At 72.1% G+C, this 16,230-nt stretch carries 12 protein-coding genes; 8 read left to right on the plus strand and 4 right to left on the minus strand.

What is annotated here, in order from left to right:
- Window positions 1-29: 29 nt before the first annotated feature.
- Together ACIREE_RS29050 and ACIREE_RS29055 are read left to right on the plus strand one after the other, a co-directional pair.
- Window positions 30-1,112, plus strand: coding sequence for a sugar phosphate nucleotidyltransferase (locus tag ACIREE_RS29050; protein WP_404158303.1), 1,083 nt, complete (start codon window positions 30-32; stop codon window positions 1,110-1,112).
- 246 nt (window positions 1,113-1,358) lie between these two features.
- Window positions 1,359-2,381, plus strand: coding sequence for a DNA-3-methyladenine glycosylase family protein (locus ACIREE_RS29055; RefSeq protein ID WP_404158306.1), 1,023 nt, complete (start codon window positions 1,359-1,361; stop codon window positions 2,379-2,381).
- A gap of 18 nt (window positions 2,382-2,399) precedes the next feature.
- Here the strand turns inward: ACIREE_RS29055 and ACIREE_RS29060 are convergent, their stop codons facing one another.
- Genes ACIREE_RS29060 through ACIREE_RS29070 form a run of 3 tightly spaced genes read right to left on the minus strand, consistent with a single transcriptional unit; the run spans window position 2,400 to window position 5,216 of the window.
- Complete coding sequence (locus ACIREE_RS29060; protein WP_404158309.1) at window positions 2,400-3,812, minus strand: coenzyme F420-0:L-glutamate ligase; 1,413 nt, start codon at window positions 3,810-3,812, stop codon at window positions 2,400-2,402.
- Entirely contained in the window at window positions 3,707-4,678 is a 972-nt protein-coding gene (cofD, locus tag ACIREE_RS29065; RefSeq protein WP_404158312.1) for a 2-phospho-L-lactate transferase, read from the minus strand. The genes ACIREE_RS29060 and cofD overlap by 106 nt, the downstream gene beginning before the upstream one ends.
- A 43-nt stretch (window positions 4,679-4,721) precedes the next feature.
- Window positions 4,722-5,216 carry a cysteine dioxygenase gene (locus tag ACIREE_RS29070; RefSeq protein ID WP_404158316.1) on the minus strand — a complete coding sequence of 165 codons (495 nt, stop codon included), beginning with the start codon at window positions 5,214-5,216 and terminating at the stop codon, window positions 4,722-4,724.
- A 693-nt stretch (window positions 5,217-5,909) separates the two neighbouring features.
- Between ACIREE_RS29070 and ACIREE_RS29075 the strand changes: the two genes are divergently transcribed.
- The 3 genes from ACIREE_RS29075 to ACIREE_RS29085 all read left to right on the plus strand — a co-directional run bounded on the left by ACIREE_RS29075 (window position 5,910) and on the right by ACIREE_RS29085 (window position 11,590).
- Entirely contained in the window at window positions 5,910-6,173 is a 264-nt protein-coding gene (locus ACIREE_RS29075) for a WhiB family transcriptional regulator (protein WP_127831770.1), read from the plus strand.
- A 165-nt stretch (window positions 6,174-6,338) separates the two neighbouring features.
- The gene (locus ACIREE_RS29080) at window positions 6,339-10,091 is read left to right on the plus strand and encodes a glycosyltransferase (RefSeq protein WP_404158320.1); all 3,753 of its coding nucleotides are present in this window, start codon (window positions 6,339-6,341) and stop codon (window positions 10,089-10,091) included.
- Complete coding sequence (locus ACIREE_RS29085) at window positions 10,088-11,590, plus strand: DUF5719 family protein (protein WP_404158324.1); 1,503 nt, start codon at window positions 10,088-10,090, stop codon at window positions 11,588-11,590. The genes ACIREE_RS29080 and ACIREE_RS29085 overlap by 4 nt, the downstream gene beginning before the upstream one ends.
- 23 nt (window positions 11,591-11,613) lie before the next feature.
- Here the strand turns inward: ACIREE_RS29085 and ACIREE_RS29090 are convergent, their stop codons facing one another.
- On the minus strand, window positions 11,614-12,111 hold the full coding sequence (locus tag ACIREE_RS29090; protein WP_404158407.1) for a metallopeptidase family protein: 498 nt from the start codon (window positions 12,109-12,111) through the stop codon (window positions 11,614-11,616).
- A gap of 321 nt (window positions 12,112-12,432) precedes the next feature.
- On the opposite strand from ACIREE_RS29090, the gene ACIREE_RS29095 reads away from it, so the two are divergent.
- The 3 genes from ACIREE_RS29095 (at window position 12,433) to ACIREE_RS29105 (ending at window position 16,110) form a co-directional block, all read left to right on the plus strand.
- Window positions 12,433-12,810 (plus strand): DUF3499 domain-containing protein, encoded by a 378-nt coding sequence (locus ACIREE_RS29095; protein ID WP_363194867.1) that lies wholly within the window; start codon window positions 12,433-12,435, stop codon window positions 12,808-12,810.
- A 140-nt stretch (window positions 12,811-12,950) separates the two neighbouring features.
- Window positions 12,951-14,567 carry an L-lactate permease gene (locus tag ACIREE_RS29100; RefSeq protein ID WP_404158328.1) on the plus strand — a complete coding sequence of 539 codons (1,617 nt, stop codon included), beginning with the start codon at window positions 12,951-12,953 and terminating at the stop codon, window positions 14,565-14,567.
- A gap of 178 nt (window positions 14,568-14,745) precedes the next feature.
- Complete coding sequence (locus tag ACIREE_RS29105) at window positions 14,746-16,110, plus strand: phosphomannomutase/phosphoglucomutase (RefSeq protein WP_404158331.1); 1,365 nt, start codon at window positions 14,746-14,748, stop codon at window positions 16,108-16,110.
- The last annotated feature ends 120 nt before the right edge of the window (window positions 16,111-16,230 follow it).

Here is a 16,230-nt window from a genome sequence, read left to right on the forward strand (position 1 = left end):
CCGGCCCCAGCAGGAAGCAGAGACGACAGGTGACAGAAGCGATCCTCCTGGTCGGCGGCAAGGGCACCAGGCTGCGCCCGCTCACGGTGAACACACCGAAGCCGATGGTCCCGGCGGCGGGCGTCCCGTTCCTCACGCACCAACTGGCGCGGGCGAAAGCGGCGGGCGTCGACCACATCGTGCTGGCCACGTCCTATCTTGCGGAGGTCTTCGAGCCGTACTTCGGCGACGGCTCCCGCCTCGGTCTCCACCTGGAGTACGTCACCGAGGTCGAGCCCCTCGGCACCGGCGGAGCCATCCGCAACGTGGCCTCGCGGCTGCGTTCCGGCCCCGACGAACCGGTGCTGATCTTCAACGGCGACATCCTGACGGGCCTGGACATCCAGGCCCTGGTCCACGAGCACGAGACGACGGGCGCCGACGTCTCCCTGCACCTCTCCCGCGTCGAGGACCCGAGGGTGTACGGCCTGGTCCCCACGGACGGGACGGGCCGCGTCACGGCGTTCCTGGAGAAGCCCCAGACTCCCGAAGAGATCGTCACGGACCAGATCAACGCGGGCGCGTACGTGTTCCGCCGCTCGGTCATCGACACGATCCCGACGGGCCGCCCGGTCTCGGTGGAACGGGAGACGTTCCCCGACCTCCTGTCCTCCGGCGCCCACCTCCAGGGCATGGTCGACTCCACGTACTGGCTCGACCTCGGCACCCCGGGCGCCTTCGTGCGCGGCTCGGCCGACCTGGTCCTCGGCCGCGCCCCGTCCCCCGGCGTCCCAGGCCGCTGCGGCGACAGCCTGGTCCTGGCGACGGCGACGGTCGCCCCGGGCGCCAAACTGACCGGCGGCACGGTCGTCGGTGAAGGCGCGCGGGTCGGCGAGGGCGCCCGCGTCTTCGGCTCCACGATCCTGGACGGCGCGGTGATCGAACCCGGCGCCGTGATCACGGACTCCCTGATCGGCCGGGACGCCCGCGTCGGCGCCCGCACGGTCCTCACGGGCGCGGTGATCGGCGACGGCGCACACGTAGGCGCCGACAACGAACTCCAGACGGGCGTCAGGATCTGGTGCGAAGCCAAAATCCCGCCGTCCGCGGTCCGCTTCTCATCGGACCAGTAACCCCCCCGTCCAACCCCCGGACCCAGCTCAATTCAGCCCCTCCGGCGCTTGAGGAGCGGGGCCCGGGGCGGAGCCCCGTGACGTGAGCCGCAGCTTGCCCGAGCTCCCAATCCAGCCCCTCCGGCGATTGAGGAGCGGGGCCCGGGGCGGAGCCCCGTGACCTAAGCCCCAACCTGCCCGAGCTCAGCGGCGCGGAAAACCCCCTACCCTCGTAGGGCACACCCCGCCCACCCAAGGACCCCCCGCGTGGCAGGCCGCCGATACACCCCCCGTACGCAAACCTCCCCGACCCGCACAACGGTGCGCGCCGGCGAGACCCACGTACCCCCGGCGGCCCCGATCCCGCACCAGACGACAGCCACCCGCACCTACACACCCCCGGCCCCCCTCCACCTGGGCCTCACCCTCGGCCCCCTGCGAAGAGGCCCCGCGGACCCCACCTTCCGCACCACCCCCGACGGCTCGATCTGGCGGGCGAGCCGCACCCCGCAGGGCCCCGGCACGCTACGGATCACCGAGCGCGACGGCACCGTACAGGCGCAGGCCTGGGGCCCGGGAGCCGACTGGTTCCTGTCCGAACTCCCCGCGCTCCTGGGCGAGTTGGACGACCCGGCCCCCTTCGAACCACGCCACCGCCTGGTCGCCGAATCGGTCCGCCGCCGCGCAGGCCTGCGGCTGACCCGCACGGGCCTGGTCCTGGAGAACCTGATCCCGTCGATCCTGGAGCAGAAGATCACGACGGACGAGGCGTACCGCGCCTGGCGTCTGCTCCTGCACCGGCACGGCGAACCGGCCCCGGGCCCGGCCGGCGGCCAGGACCTGCGGATGCGCGTCATGCCCGACCCGCGCGCGTGGACGCTGATCCCGTCCTGGGAGTGGCACCGGGCGGGCGTCGACAACAAGCGCGCCTCGACGATCATCCGCGCGGCGCAGGTGGCCCGCCGCCTGGAGGAGGCGGCCGGGATGGAGCCGGTCCAGGCCCGTGCCCGCCTCGAACTGGTTCCGGGCATCGGCCCCTGGACCTCCGCCGAGACGATCCAGCGCACGAACGGCGCCCCCGACGAGGTCACCACCGGTGACCTGCATCTCCCGCACACCGTCGGCTTCGCGCTCGCGGGCAACCGGGACGCGACGGACGAGGAGATGCTGGAACTCCTGGCCCCCTACGCGGGCCAGCGTCACCGGGCGGCCCGGCTCATCCTGCTGAGCGGCGTCGCACCGCCCCGCAGGCAGCCCAAGATGCGCCGGGTGAACATCGCCGAGTGGTGAACCCGCGAGCCCGCGCGCCTACCGCACCTCGATGAACTCCGAGACGATCCGAGCGGGCCGCTCCGCGGGCGCCGCGGCGGCATGCCCCACCGCGACGGCCCCCATCGGGTCCCAGCCCTCGGGCAGCCCCAGTACGTCCCGTACGACATCCCGGCAGAACATGGTCGACGACACCCACGCCGAACCGAGCCGCTCCCCGGCCAGCGCCACCAGGAAGTTCTGCACCCCGGCGCCGGTGGCCACGACGAACATCTCCCGCTCGGCGGCGTCCCGCCGGGTATCCCCATACGTATGAGACCCGTCCATCACCAGGCAGGGCACCACGAGATACGGCGCATTGCGCAGCACGTCCCCCCGCCGTACCCGCTTGGCGATCGACTCCTCGCTCTTCCCGTCCCGCCGCAGATCTTCGGTCCACGCGTCCCGCATCGCGTCGAGCAGCCGTACCCGCGACTCCGCCGACTCCAGCAGTACGAACCGCCACGGCGTCGTGTGATGCGGCGCGGGCGCGGTGACGGCGGCGGCGACGGCCCGCCGCACGGCCCCCGGATCGACCGGCTCATCGGTGAAGGCCCGCACGGTACGCCGCTGCGTCACGGCCTCCCGGACGGCCTCTGAGGTGCCGAGCCGGAACATGTCGTCGCGCGCGACCCGCACCAACTCCCGCGCGCTGCCGCCCTGCTGAGTGCCCGTCAGCCCGCCGAGCCCGCGCACCACGGCGACCGGCAGCCCGCCGGCCTTCCCCTTCACGAGGTCCCCGGCGGCGGCCAGCTCGTCGGCGGTCGCCACCACGGTCGCGCTCAGCGGATTCCCGTACGCGTCGACGCCGCCCCGCAGATCGTCCAGTACGCGCACACCGGCGGCACCGATGGCGACATCGGTCAGCCCGTTCCGCCAGGGGCGTCCGAAGGTGTCGGTGACGACGACGCCGACCTCGACCCCCAGGGCGTCCCGCACACCGTCGCGGATCGCGGCCGCGGCGGCGTCCGGGTCCTCGGGCAGCAGCAGTACGGTCCCGGCCGTCGTGTTGGACGCGTCGACGCCCGCCGCGGCCATCACCAGGCCCAGCTTGTTCTCCACGATCCGCAGCGGCCCGCGCCGCGCCACGACCCGAACGGTCTCGGCGTCGATCGCGGCCTCCCGGTCGTCGGCGCGGACGATCCGCCCCTCGGCCTTGCTGACGATCTTCGAGGTGACCAGCAGGACGTCCCCGTCGGCGAGCGCCGGCTCGGCGGCGACGATCAGCTTGGCCAGGTCGTCGCCCGGTCTGACCTCGGGGATCCCGGCGACGGCCCACGCGCGGAAGGAGGGGGCGGCGGCAGAGCTCACGGGATCCGTACCTCCTCGGCGAGCCGCAGCGCCTCGCGCGCCATCTCGGCCGCGGCGGTGCCCTCTTCGGGGTCCGTCATCATCAGGGGCACGGCCCGGCATTTGATCCCGGCAGCCTCGACCCGGTCCACGACCCCGGCGTCCACGGTGTCCACCAGCCACCCGTCGAGCAGCCCCGACCCGTAGTGCTCGGCGACCGCGGCGGCGCTGGATTCCACGCCCACCGCGGCGAGCACCTTGTCGGCCATGCCGCGCACCGGCGCGTCACCGACGATCGGCGAGAGCCCGACGACGGGCACGCCCGCCTCGGCGATGGCCTCCCGGATTCCGGGCACGGCCAGGATCGTGCCGACGCTCACCACGGGGTTCGACGGCGGGAACAGGATCACGTCCGCCTCGCCGATGGCCTCCAGGACGCCGGGCGCGGGCTTCGCGTGCTCGGCGCCGACCGGCACCACGGCCTGCGCGTCCACGGAGGCCCGCAGCTTCACCCAGTACTCCTGGAAGTGCACGGCCCTGCGCTCCCCGTCGATGTCGACGGCGACGTGCGTCTCGACCCGGTCGTCCGACATGGGGATGAGCTTCACTCCGGGCTGCCACCGCTCGCACAGCGCCTCGGTGACCGCGCTGAGCGGATAGCCGGCCGCCAGCATCTGCGTACGGACGATGTGGGTCGCGAAGTCCCGGTCGCCGAGCCCGAACCACTCGGGCCCGACCCCGTACACCGCGAGCTCCTCCTTGACGTGGAAGGACTCGTCCGTACGCCCCCAGCCCTGCCCCTCGTTGATGCCGCCGCCCAGCGTGTACATCACCGTGTCGAGATCAGGACAGACTTTCAGGCCGAAGAGGTGGATGTCGTCCCCGGTGTTGCCGATGACCGTGATGACCGCGTCGTCCGGTGCCGCCTGCTTCAGACCGCGAAGGAACCGGGCACCACCGATGCCGCCTGCCAGAACCACAATGCGCATGGCCCCAGCATCGCAGGCAGGTACGACATCGCGGCAGCCGGTCTCAGACAGCGGCCCGTTGCACGGTGGAGCAGGCGGGGGAGTGGATCGGCATCTCGGTCAGGCCGGGGAAGTACACGTGCAGGCTGACCGCCGGTTCGAGGGAGTCGTTGACGACCTCGTGGACGTAACCGGGCGCGAACACGCGCTGCGCGCCGGTGGCGAGCGTCCGCGCGCCGTTCTCCGTACGCTCCGTCAGTTCGCCCGCCAGGAGCGTCAGTACGCCGGAGGAGCGCCCGTGGTCGTGCAGTCCGCTGCCCTGCCCCGGCACCCACGACAGCAGCCACACCTCGTAACCGGGTCCGGTGCGCAGGCGGTGGTACCAGCGGGTCGTGGCGTCGTACTCGACGAGGTGTTCCCACTGCGAGCGGTCGGCGGCGACGGAGCGCGCGAGCCCGACGAACTCGGCCACGGTCTCGGGGTGTTCACGAGCGGGCCGCAGCAGGTGCGGTACTTCGAGGATGTCGCCGGCGATCTGGAGGTCGCTGTCGCTGTTCATGGGTGTGGGGATTCCTCGGAGGAGAGTGCGGGGGTGCCCGGAGAGGGGGCGCAGAGCCGTACAAGGGAGGAGAGCCGTACAAAAGAGGTGTGGTCGGAGCTCAGTGGCTCAACGACTCAACAGCTGCAACAGCAACAGTGCGCGCGGGCGACGGAGACGGACCCGGCGGTGCGGGTCGTCGTCATCAGTGCCAAGTTCGCGAGCATGCCCACCAGCACACCGGTTCATGCCTCCTCTGTCAACTCGATGTCCGCATTGTGGAATATGTTTCACCTCATCCGGTATCTCGCTCAGGCGAAAGGTTTGTGCACCCGTGATGCGGGACATGTGGCGCATCAGTCGGTGCGCAAACGCCGTGGCGATCCTGTGATCCGAATGTGATCCGGTTCGCTTCTGCGGGCGTGTCGGAACGAGTTCGATCTCCGTGACGTCCTCCTTGTAGAGACCTAGAAGTGACCTTGTAGTGATGTGCAGGGGGTAGGGCATCCACATGGGCCGCTGGCAAGTGTCACGGTTTTTGCCGATTTGAACACTTTCCGCATAGCCTTGGTTCCGCAGAGTGAATAAGGGGCCCAATAGCAGATCTCGGCTTGACTGCCCCGGATCGGCACACTTGTAATTTCACTCGTGTCGTTCAGCCGAAATCGGTAACGGCAACATCACGGGGACGCACGGACAGACGAGGGGCGCACTATGACCGAGTCGTTTCAGGATCTGCTGGTCGAGGACGCGGAAGAGGAACTCGGCTGGCAGGAGCGCGCGCTGTGCGCCCAGACCGACCCCGAGTCCTTCTTCCCCGAGAAGGGCGGCTCCACGAGGGAGGCCAAGAAGGTCTGCCTGGCGTGCGAGGTCCGCTCCGAGTGCCTCGAGTACGCACTCGCCAACGACGAGCGGTTCGGCATCTGGGGCGGCCTGTCCGAACGTGAGCGCCGACGCCTGAAGAAGGCCGCTGTCTAGTCCCCCAATTCACGCCATACGTACGGCCCGTCACCGGTGGTTGTCCACAGGCGGCGGGCCGGGTTTGTTGGCAGCCGTTAGTGTGGGGCCCCGTCCGAGACGCCACCGTTCCCCCAGCGGGCACGGACGTCCACCGCAGTCCAACGAACCGGGGCCCGTACCTCGATGTCCGTGCACAGCCATTCGGCAGACCCCTTCGGTACTGCCGCCGCCGCGTTCGACCCGGGGCACGCCACAGGGCTTGACCCGAGCAGCGCCCCCGAGTTCCCCAGGCACGTCGTCACCGCCGTCCTCGTCTCGCACGACGGCGCCCGCTGGCTGCCCGACGTCCTGTCGGGCCTGCTCGGCCAGGAGCGCCCCGTGCAGAGCGCGATGGCGGCCGACACCGGCAGCGCCGACGCCTCCGCGGCCCTGGTGGCCGGGGCCCTCGGCGACGAGCGGGTGCTGCACCTCGCGCGCCGCACCGGTTTCGGCCAGGCCGTCGAGGAGGCCGTACGCGGCGCCGGGGTGCTGACCCCGGACGAACTGCCCTACTTGAAGCGGCCGAGCGGCTGGGACCCCGTCAGCCGCACCTGGCGCGACGACGCGTACGACCTGCCGGACCTGCCGCACGGCGAACCCGAGCAGTGGCTGTGGCTGCTGCACGACGACTGCGCGCCCGAACCGGACGCGCTCACCCATCTGTTGCGCGTCGTCGAGGCGGAGCGCGAGGCCGGCTCCGACGTCGCGATCGTCGGCCCCAAGCTGCGCGGTTGGTACGACCGCAGGCAGCTGCTCGAAGTCGGCGTCTCCATCGCCAACTCCGGGCGCCGCTGGACCGGCCTCGACCGCCGCGAGCAGGACCAGGGCCAGCACGACCACGTGCGGCCCGTGCTGTCCGTCTCCACCGCCGGCATGCTGATCAGGCGCGATGTCTTCGAGCAGCTCGGCGGCTTCGACCGCAGGCTGCCGCTGATGCGTGACGACGTCGACCTGTGCTGGCGCGCCCAGGCCGCGGGACACCGCGTCGTCGTCGCCCCCGAGGCCGTCGTGCGGCACGCCGAGGCCTCCTCGCGCGAGCGCCGCACCGTCGACTGCGTGGGACGTACGGCGTCGTCGCCGCACAAGGTCGACAAAGCGGGCGCCGTCTACACGCTGCTCGTCAACGCGAGCGGTGCGCAGCTCCCCTGGATCCTGGTCCGCCTCGTGCTCGGCACGCTGCTGCGGACGGTCGCGTACCTGGTCGGCAAGGTGCCGGGCCAGGCCTTCGACGAGATCGCCGGCCTGATGGCGACGCTGCTGCGGCCGGGGCGGATCCTCGCCGGTCGCCGGGAGCGCGGCAAGGGCCCGGTCGACGCCAAGGAACTGCGGCCACTGTTCCCGCCGCCGGGCGCGACGGTGCGGCTCACCGTCGAGCAGGTCGCGGGGAACCTCTTCGAGGGCGCCGACCCGGAGACCAACACGGCCGGCCGGCACGGTGGCGGCGGCCTCGAATCCGGTCCCGGCGGCGACGACGCGGACTTCATCCAGATCGAGCAGTTCGCCCGCCTCAAGCGCATCGCCCGCAAACCGGGACCCGTGCTCTTCGTCGTGCTGCTGTTCGTCTCCCTCATCGCCTGCAGAGGGCTGCTGGGGAGCGGGGCACTCGCGGGCGGGGCGCTGCTGCCCGCGCCCGGCGACGCCTCCGACCTGTGGGCGCGCTACTTCGACGCCTGGCACGCCACCAGTACGGGCGGCACCCAGGCGGCGCCTCCGTACCTCGCGGTCATCGCCGCCCTCTCCACGGTTCTGCTCGGCTCCACCGGCCTCGCGATCACCGTGCTGCTCGTCGGCTCGGTGCCGCTCGCCGGCTTCGCCGCGTACTTCGCCTCCAGGCCGCTCGTCGAATCCAGACTGCTGCGCGCGTGGGCGGCCGTCGCGTACGCCTTCCTGCCCGCCGCCACCGGCGCCCTCGCGGGCGGCCGCGTCGGCACGGCGGTGCTCGTCATCCTGCTGCCGCTCATCGCGCGCGCGGGCCTGTCCGCCTCCGGCCTCATGAACGCCCGGGGCGCGCGTGGCAGTTGGCGGGCCACCTGGGCGTACGCGCTGCTGCTGACGCTCGCGACGGCCTTCACGCCGATCGTGTGGCCGATCGCCCTCGTTCTCGGCATCGCCCTCCTTGTAGTGCGCCGCGGTGACCTGGCCGCCTACGGGCTGCGTTTCCTCGCCGCGCTCGGCACACCGCTGCTGGTGCTCGCGCCGTGGTCCCTGACCCTGCTGCCGCTCGGCTTCTTCAAGGAGGCAGGCCTCTCCTACGGGAAGGGCTCCGCGACCGCGACGAGCCTGCTCGGCGCGTCGCCGGGCGGCCCCGGCACCACGGGCAGCCTGCTGCTCGTCGGCATCGTGCTGGCCGCGCTCGCCGCACTGCTGCGCCAGGACCGCCGCCTCGCGGTCCTCACCTCCTGGGCCGTCGCCCTGGTCGCCCTCGTCTTCGCGGTCCTGTCGAACAACTCGACGTGGGCCGGACCCGCCACCCTCGTCTACGGCATCGCGCTCCTGGCCGCCGCCGCGCTCGGCGCCGACGGCGCCCGCTCGCGCGTGGCCGAGCAGAGCTTCGGCTGGCGCCAGCCGGTGGCCGCGCTCGTCGCGTTCGCCGCCGCCGCGGGCCCCCTGCTGCTCGCCGCGGGCTGGATGATCGCCGGTGCCGACGGGCCCGTGGAGCGCCGCGACCCGGTACAGGTTCCCGCGTTCGTCGCCGAGGAGGCCGGTACCCGCGACCAGGCCCGCACGCTCGTCCTGGACGGCACCACGGGCCACGTGTCGTACTCGCTCGTCCGCGGCGCGGGCGCCCGCCTCGGCGACGGTGAACTGACCGCGGCCGCGGGCGAGAACAAGAACCTCGACAAGGTCGTCGCCAACCTGGTCGCGGGCTCCGGCGCCGACCAGGCCGATCAGCTCGGCGGGTTCGCCGTGCGCTACGTCCTCGTACGCGACGGGGCGCCGCGCCAGATGGGCCGCGTCCTGGACTCGACGCCGGGCCTGACCCGGCTCAGCCAGCAGGACGGCACCGCCCTGTGGCGCATCGACCGGCAGGTGGCGCGCGCCGTCGTCCTGCCCACGGCCGACGCCGGTTCGACATCGGAGGAGGCCAAGCCGGTCGCCGCGGGCCCCGTAGAGGTGCACACGAAGGTGGCCGCCGGCAGTGAGGGCCGCGTCCTGCGCCTCGCCGACCAGGCCGCCGAGGGCTGGACCGCCACGCTCGACGGCACGCCCCTGACAAGGACGACCGTCGACGGTTGGGCGCAGGGCTTCGAACTGCCCGCGTCCGGTGGCACGCTGGACGTCACCTACGACGCGCCGATCACGCACACCGCCTGGCTGTGGGTCCAGGGCGCGCTCGCCCTCGTGCTCGTGGTGATGGCGCTGCCCGGGCGGCGCGTGGACGTCGACGACGACCTTCCGGAGGAGCCGGTCGTGCCCGCCCAGGCCGTCACCGGTGAGGGCCGCAGGGCCCGTAGGCTGCGCGCCCAGGCCGAGGCCGAGCAGACCGCCGACCAGACGGCCGAGCAGCCTGGCGACGGCCTCGTACCGCCGGGGCCCGCTTCTCCGGAGTCGGAGGAGGTGCCGGTCGCGGACATCCCGCAGCAGCAGACGTACGGCGAGTGGGAGCAGCCCGGTTACCAGGGCGCCGAGTACGGCGCGTACCCCGTGGGCGAGCAGCAGTACCAGGACCAGAACGCCGCCTACGGCTACGACCCGCAGGCGGCCCCCTACCAGGCCGGCCCCTATCAGGCCGATCCCTACCAGGCGGGCCAGTACGACCCGTACGCCTACGGGGGCCCGTACGAGGCGCAAGCACAGTACGACCCGACGCTCGATCCGGCGTTCGACCCCACGTACGAGCAGCACGGTCACGGCAACGGCGCCGACAGTGAGCGCCCCGACGGGAGCCAGCAGTGAACCGCACGACCCTGTCCCTGATCGCGGCGGTGACGGCCCTGGCCGCCGTCACCGGGTTCGCCGCCACGACGTCGGGCGGCGCGGACGACGCTCCCGCCGAGGCCGCCGCCCAGCTGCCCGTCGAGCGCTCCAGCCTGCTCTGCCCGACACCCGGCCAGTCCGACCTCGCGGAGACCGCGTACACGTCGTACACGCCTCCTTCGAAGGGCACCGGAGGCTCCGGCGACACTGGGGGCAAGGCACAGTTGATGCCCGCGCAGAGCGGGTCGAGCGACACCGGGGACGCCAAGGGCAAGGCGAAGACGCCCAAGGCGGTCGTCACTCCGAAGGAGCCCGGCAAGCCGGCCGCGGGGGAGGCCTCGGGTGCCGACGCGCCCGCACTGATCGGTACCGCCGACGGCGCCCTGGCACCCGGCTGGACCGTTCAGCAGACCACCACGGTCGAGGCCGGCACCGGCCGCGGCCTGCTCGGCGTGGACTGCTCGGCCCCGGACACCGACTTCTACTTCCCCGGCGCCAGCACCGCCAAGGACCGCAGCGACTACATCCACCTCACGAACCCGGACGACGAGGCCGCGGTCGTGGACGTTCAGATGTACGGCCCGGACGGTGCTGTGAAGTCGGACGTCGGCGAGGGCATCCAGATCGGGCCGCACGCCAGTGTCCCGGTCCTGCTGTCGACGCTGACCGACAAGCCGTACACGAACCTGACGCTGCACGTGACCGCGCGCAGCGGCCGGGTCGCCGCCGCGGTGTCGGCCGCCGACGACAAGCTGGGCGGCGACTGGCTGCCCGCCGCCACCGACCCGGCGGCCTCCCTCGTGCTGCCCGGCATCCCGAAGGACGCGACGAGTGTGCGCCTGGTCGCTTTCGCGCCGGGCCAGGACGACGCCGACCTGAAGGTCCAACTCGCCACGTCCAGCGGCAGGATCGCGCCCGCGGGCCACGACACCCTGCACGTGAAGTCCGGCATGACGTCCGCCGTCGACCTCGGTGAACTGACGCGCGGCGACGCGGGCTCCCTGCTCCTGACGTCCACCGACGCCTCCGTGCCGGTCGTGGCCGCGCTGCGCGTCACCCGCGGCAAGGGTGCCGACCAGGAGACCGCGTTCATCCCGGCCACCCGCGACATCGGCGCGCGCGCCACGGTCGCCGACAACCGGGCCAAGGGCTCCACGCTCGCCCTGACCGCCCCCGGCGCCACCGGCAGGGTGAAGGTCACCGCGTCACCCGGAGCGGAGGGCGGCACCGCGACCACGAAGGAGTACACGGTCAAGGGCGGTACGACCCTCTCGGTCCCCGCGCCCGTCCCGACCGGCCTGAAGGGTGCGTACGCGCTCACGGTGGAGCCCGTGTCGGGCGGCAAGGTCTATGGCTCGCGCATGCTGGAGGAGAAGCAGGACGACGTCCCGGCGTTCACGATCCAGACGCTGCCGGACGACCGGGGGACGGTGTCGGTACCGGAGTCCGACGAAGACCTCTCCATCCTCCAGAAGTAACCGGCTGTCCTACGGAGTCGGGCTCACTCCTCGCCGTCCTCGTACCGGGGATCGACGGTCTCCGGGGTGACCCCGAGCACCTCGGCGACCTGCTCCACGACCACGTCGTGCACCAGGGCCGCCCGTTCGTCGCGCCCCTTGGTGCGGATCTCCACAGGGCGCCGGTAGACGATCACGCGCGCGGGCGTGTCGCCCCGCGCGGGGATCGTGCCGCCCAGTGGCACGGTGTCGGCGCCCCACGCCTCGTCCTCGGCCGTCAGCCGCGGCACCTCCAGGATCACGAAGTCGACCTCGGCGAGCTGCGGCCACCGCCGCTCCAGCCGCTCCACGGAGTCCTGGACGAGGTCCGCGAAGACCTCGGCGCGGCTCGCCGACAGCGGCACCTGCGGCGGCGCCACGGGCCCGCGCATACCGCGGCCGTGCCGGTCGCGGCGGCGCGGCGGGCGCGGCTCGGCGGGGGAGCGCGGCGGTACCTGCCCGTCGGGCGGCACCGGATTCTCAGCGTTGGCGGACCTTTCCATCACCGACGCAGCCTAGTCCTCCGGGGCGGTCGAAGCGGGCCGCCTCCGTACGGAGCACGGCATGTCGCTTCCTGACCGATCAAGCCAATCTTGGGCTTGATTCCATATCCCTCCTGGACCGTCGAACTCAAGGCAATTGACAGTATTTGTCATGAGTGGTGACCGCTTTCAACTCCCCTGTGAGGCGTACGACCTCGGGTCGCCCCAGGTCACGAGTGAGTCCGCGCGGGCCGGTGCGCGCCGTCCCACATCACGACACGGTGGGGTGAGCGCGGGGAGAGTCGTCGCGGCCCGCTCAGGAGTGCGGTACCGTCCAACATCGTGAGCCCTGTACGTCGCTGTTCGCGCACCGCTTGCGGCCGTCCCGCCGTCGCGACGCTGACGTACGTCTACGCCGACTCGACCGCGGTCCTCGGCCCCCTCGCCACTTACGCCGAACCCCACTGCTACGACCTGTGCGCCGAGCACTCCGAGCGCCTCACCGCGCCGCGCGGCTGGGAGGTCGTCCGGCTCACGGACGGCAGCGTCCCCGCCCGCCCCAGCGGTGACGACCTGGAGGCCCTCGCCAACGCCGTGCGGGAAGCGGCCCGCCCCCAGGAGCGCGCGGCCGAGGCCGGCGGCTCGGGAGCGCGCCGCGCGGACCCGATGGAGGTCGCCCGCCGCGGCCACCTCCGCGTGCTGCGCTCGCCCGACAACTGACGCACCCCGACCCGCTGTCGGCGCGAGCGGGACGCGAAAAGAAAGCGCCTTCACCGGATCTTCGCTGTCCTACGCGTTGACCCGGGATTGTTGAGGACACGACGATCGCCACCCCGACTCCGGGATCCCGGGAGGCGCTCGTGTTCATCCAGCAACTGGAGCCCGTAGGTGGCTCGCTGGGCCTGTCCGCACTCATCGCCACGCTGCCACTCGTCACCGTCCTCGTCCTGCTCGGCGCCGTCCGTATGAAGGCACACCGCGCAGGCCTGATCGGCCTCGTCGTGGCCGCCCTCGTCGCGTGGCTCGTGTACGACATGCCGCTCGGCCAGACCGTCTCCAGCGCCGCACAAGGCGCGCTGTTCGGGCTCTTCCCCATCCTGTGGATCGTCGTCAACGCCCTGTGGGTGTACCGGATGACCGTCCGCACCCGGCACTTCGACATCCTGCGCCGCTCCTTCGGGCGGCTCTCCGACGACCCACGCATCCAGGCCCTCGTCATCGCGTTCTGCTTCGGCGCGCTCCTGGAGGCCCTCGCCGGATTCGGCGCGCCGGTCGCCATCTGCTCGGTCATGCTCGTCGCGCTCGGCTTCGACCCGGTCAAGGCCGCGGTCGTCGCCCTCGTCGCCAACACGGCACCCGTCGCCTTCGGCGCCATGGGCACCCCCGTCGTGACCCTCGCCCAGGTCACCGGGCTCCCGCTGGACTCCGTCGCCTCCGTGGTGGGCCGACAGACGCCGCTGCTCGCGCTCATCGTGCCGCTGCTGCTCGTGGCGCTGGTGGACGGGCGACGGGGGCTGCGCGAGACCTGGGTGCCCGCCCTGGCCTGCGGATTCGCCTTCGCCGTCGTGCAGTTCGCCGCCTCCAACTACGTCTCCGCCCAACTCGCCGACATCGGAGCCGCCTTGATCGGCGCGGGCGCCCTGGTGGCCGTCCCGCACGCGCGCAGGCCGGCCGCCGAACCCGTACGCGCCGCGGTCCTCACCGGCGTACGCAGCGACGACCTGGACGAGGAGGACCCGCGGCCCGAAGTACTGCGCGCCTACGCCCCGTACGCGCTCATCGTCGTCGTCTTCTCCGTGGCGCAGATCCCCGCTGTCAAGGACTGGCTGGCCAAGGCGAACCAGGTCTTCGACTGGCCCTTCCTGAACGTCGCAGGGCCCGACGGAAAGCCGGTGGGCGGCAACGTCTTCACGCTGCCCCTCGTCTCCACCGGCGGCACGCTCGTCCTGCTCGCCGGGGTGTGCACGGCCGTCGTTCTCGGCGTGCACGCGCGCGTAGCGGTGCGCGAATGGCTGGGGACCGTGTACGAGCTGCGGTTCGCGATCCTCACCGTGACCAGCGTGCTCGCTCTCGCCTACGTCATGAACCTGTCGGGCCAGGCCGCCACCATCGGGCACTTCGTAGCCGCGGCGGGCGCGGGACTCGCCTTCCTGTCCCCGGTGCTCGGCTGGTTCGGTGTCGCCGTCTCGGGCTCCGACACCTCCGCCAACGCGCTCTTCGGCGCCCTCCAGGTGACGGCGGCCCAACAGTCGGGCCTGTCACCGGAACTCCTCGCTGCGGCGAACAGCTCGGGCGGCGTCCTCGGCAAGATGATCTCGCCGCAGAACCTGACGATCGCCTGCGCGGCCGTCGGACTCGCGGGCCGGGAGGGCGACCTGCTGCGCAAGGTGCTGCCGTGGAGCCTCGGCCTGTTGCTGGTGATGTGTCTGATCGTGTTCGCGCAGAGCACGGCCGCCTTGTCGTGGATGCTGCCTTGAGCAGTCGAGGCGCTGCCTTGAGCAGAGTGAGAGTGCTGCCTGAGCAGTGAGGGCGCTGGCCTGACCAGTAAGGACGCGGGGAGGCGCGTTCTTTGCGAGGAATGGGGGGTTCACGGCCCGATGTCGGTGCGGACAGGTAGTTTGTGGGGTCCGTGCAGGACTCCAGAAGGGCTGGGCCGTGGCTGCTGATCTGTCGCAGATCGTGAAGGCGTACGACGTGCGAGGGGTGGTCCCGGACCAGTGGGACGAGGAGCTCGCCGCACTGTTCGGCGCCGCCTTCGTGCGGGTGACCGACGCGACGGCGATCGTCGTCGGGCACGACATGCGGCCCTCCTCGCCCGGCCTGACGCGGGCCTTCGCGCGCGGGGCCGCGGCCCTCGGCGCGGACGTCACCGAGATCGGCCTGTGCTCCACCGACCAGCTGTACTACGCGTCGGGCGCGCTCGGCCTGCCCGGCGCGATGTTCACCGCCTCGCACAACCCGGCGCGGTACAACGGCATCAAGATGTGCCGGGCGGGCGCGGCGCCGGTCGGCCAGGACACCGGCCTCGCCGAGATCCGTGAACTGGCCGAGGAGTGGAGCGAGTCGGGCGCCCCCGAGCCGGCCGCGACGCCGGGAACCATCACTGCGCGGGAGACGTTGGAGGAGTACGCGGCGCACTTGCGCGGCCTCGTCGACCTCACCGCCATCCGCCCCCTGAAGGTTGTGGTCGACGCGGGCAACGGCATGGGCGGGCACACCGTGCCGACCGTCTTCGACGGGCTGCCGCTCGACCTCGTACCGATGTACTTCGAGCTGGACGGCACCTTCCCGAACCACGAGGCGAACCCGCTGGACCCGGCGACCATCGTGGACCTGCAGGCGCGCGTGCGCGCCGAGGGAGCCGATCTCGGCCTGGCCTTCGACGGTGACGCGGACCGCTGCTTCGTGGTCGACGAGAACGGCGACCCGGTCTCCCCGTCCGCCATCACCGCTCTGGTCGCCACGCGCGAGCTGGCCAGGAACGGCGGATCGGGCACGATCATCCACAACCTGATCACCTCCTGGTCGGTCCCCGAAGTCGTGAAGGAGAACGGCGGCACGCCCGTACGCACCCGGGTGGGCCACTCCTTCATCAAGCAGGAGATGGCCACCAGCGGCGCGATCTTCGGCGGCGAGCACTCCGCGCACTATTACTTCCGCGACTTCTGGAACGCCGACACGGGCATGCTCGCGGCCCTCCACGTGCTGGCGGCGCTTGGCGGCCAGGACGGCCCGCTGTCCGCGCTGGTCTCCTCCTACGACCGCTACTCCGGCTCCGGCGAGATCAACTCCACCGTCGCCGACCAGGCCGACCGCCTCGCCGCGATCAAGGCCGCGTACGTCGACCTCGCCGGCATCACCCTGGACGAACTCGACGGCCTCACCGTCACCTCGACCGACTGGTGGTTCAACGTCCGCCCCTCCAACACGGAGCCCCTGCTCCGTCTGAACGCGGAGGCCCGGGACACGGCGCTGATGGAAAAAATCCGGGACGAGGCACTGGCGATCATCAGGGCGTAACCCGCCGACCGGCAGCCCGCCCGCCCCCTGCCCCGCGACCCCCTGCCCGCCAGCCACCCCCAGCCCGTCCGGCGCTTGAGGACGACGCTCAGGCGACTGGACCGGTACTCGGCGACGGCG

Source organism: Streptomyces sp. NPDC102467 (genome assembly GCF_044765445.1).
In the GTDB taxonomy this organism is placed as follows: Bacteria; Actinomycetota; Actinomycetes; order Streptomycetales; family Streptomycetaceae; genus Streptomyces.

What these genes read in the sequence shown, in the direction of transcription:
- ACIREE_RS29075 (WP_127831770.1), top strand. Translation starts at nt 5,910, where the DNA reads ATGACCGAGTCGTTTCAGGATCTGCTGGTCGAGGACGCGGAAGAGGAA.
- ACIREE_RS29060 (WP_404158309.1), bottom strand. Translation starts at nt 3,812, where the DNA reads ATGCCGGGCCGTGCCCCTGATGATGACGGACCCCGAAGAGGGCACCGC.
- ACIREE_RS29070 (WP_404158316.1), bottom strand. Translation starts at nt 5,216, where the DNA reads ATGAACAGCGACAGCGACCTCCAGATCGCCGGCGACATCCTCGAAGTA.
- cofD (WP_404158312.1), bottom strand. Translation starts at nt 4,678, where the DNA reads ATGCGCATTGTGGTTCTGGCAGGCGGCATCGGTGGTGCCCGGTTCCTT.
- ACIREE_RS29090 (WP_404158407.1), bottom strand. Translation starts at nt 12,111, where the DNA reads ATGGAAAGGTCCGCCAACGCTGAGAATCCGGTGCCGCCCGACGGGCAG.
- ACIREE_RS29080 (WP_404158320.1), top strand. Translation starts at nt 6,339, where the DNA reads ATGTCCGTGCACAGCCATTCGGCAGACCCCTTCGGTACTGCCGCCGCC.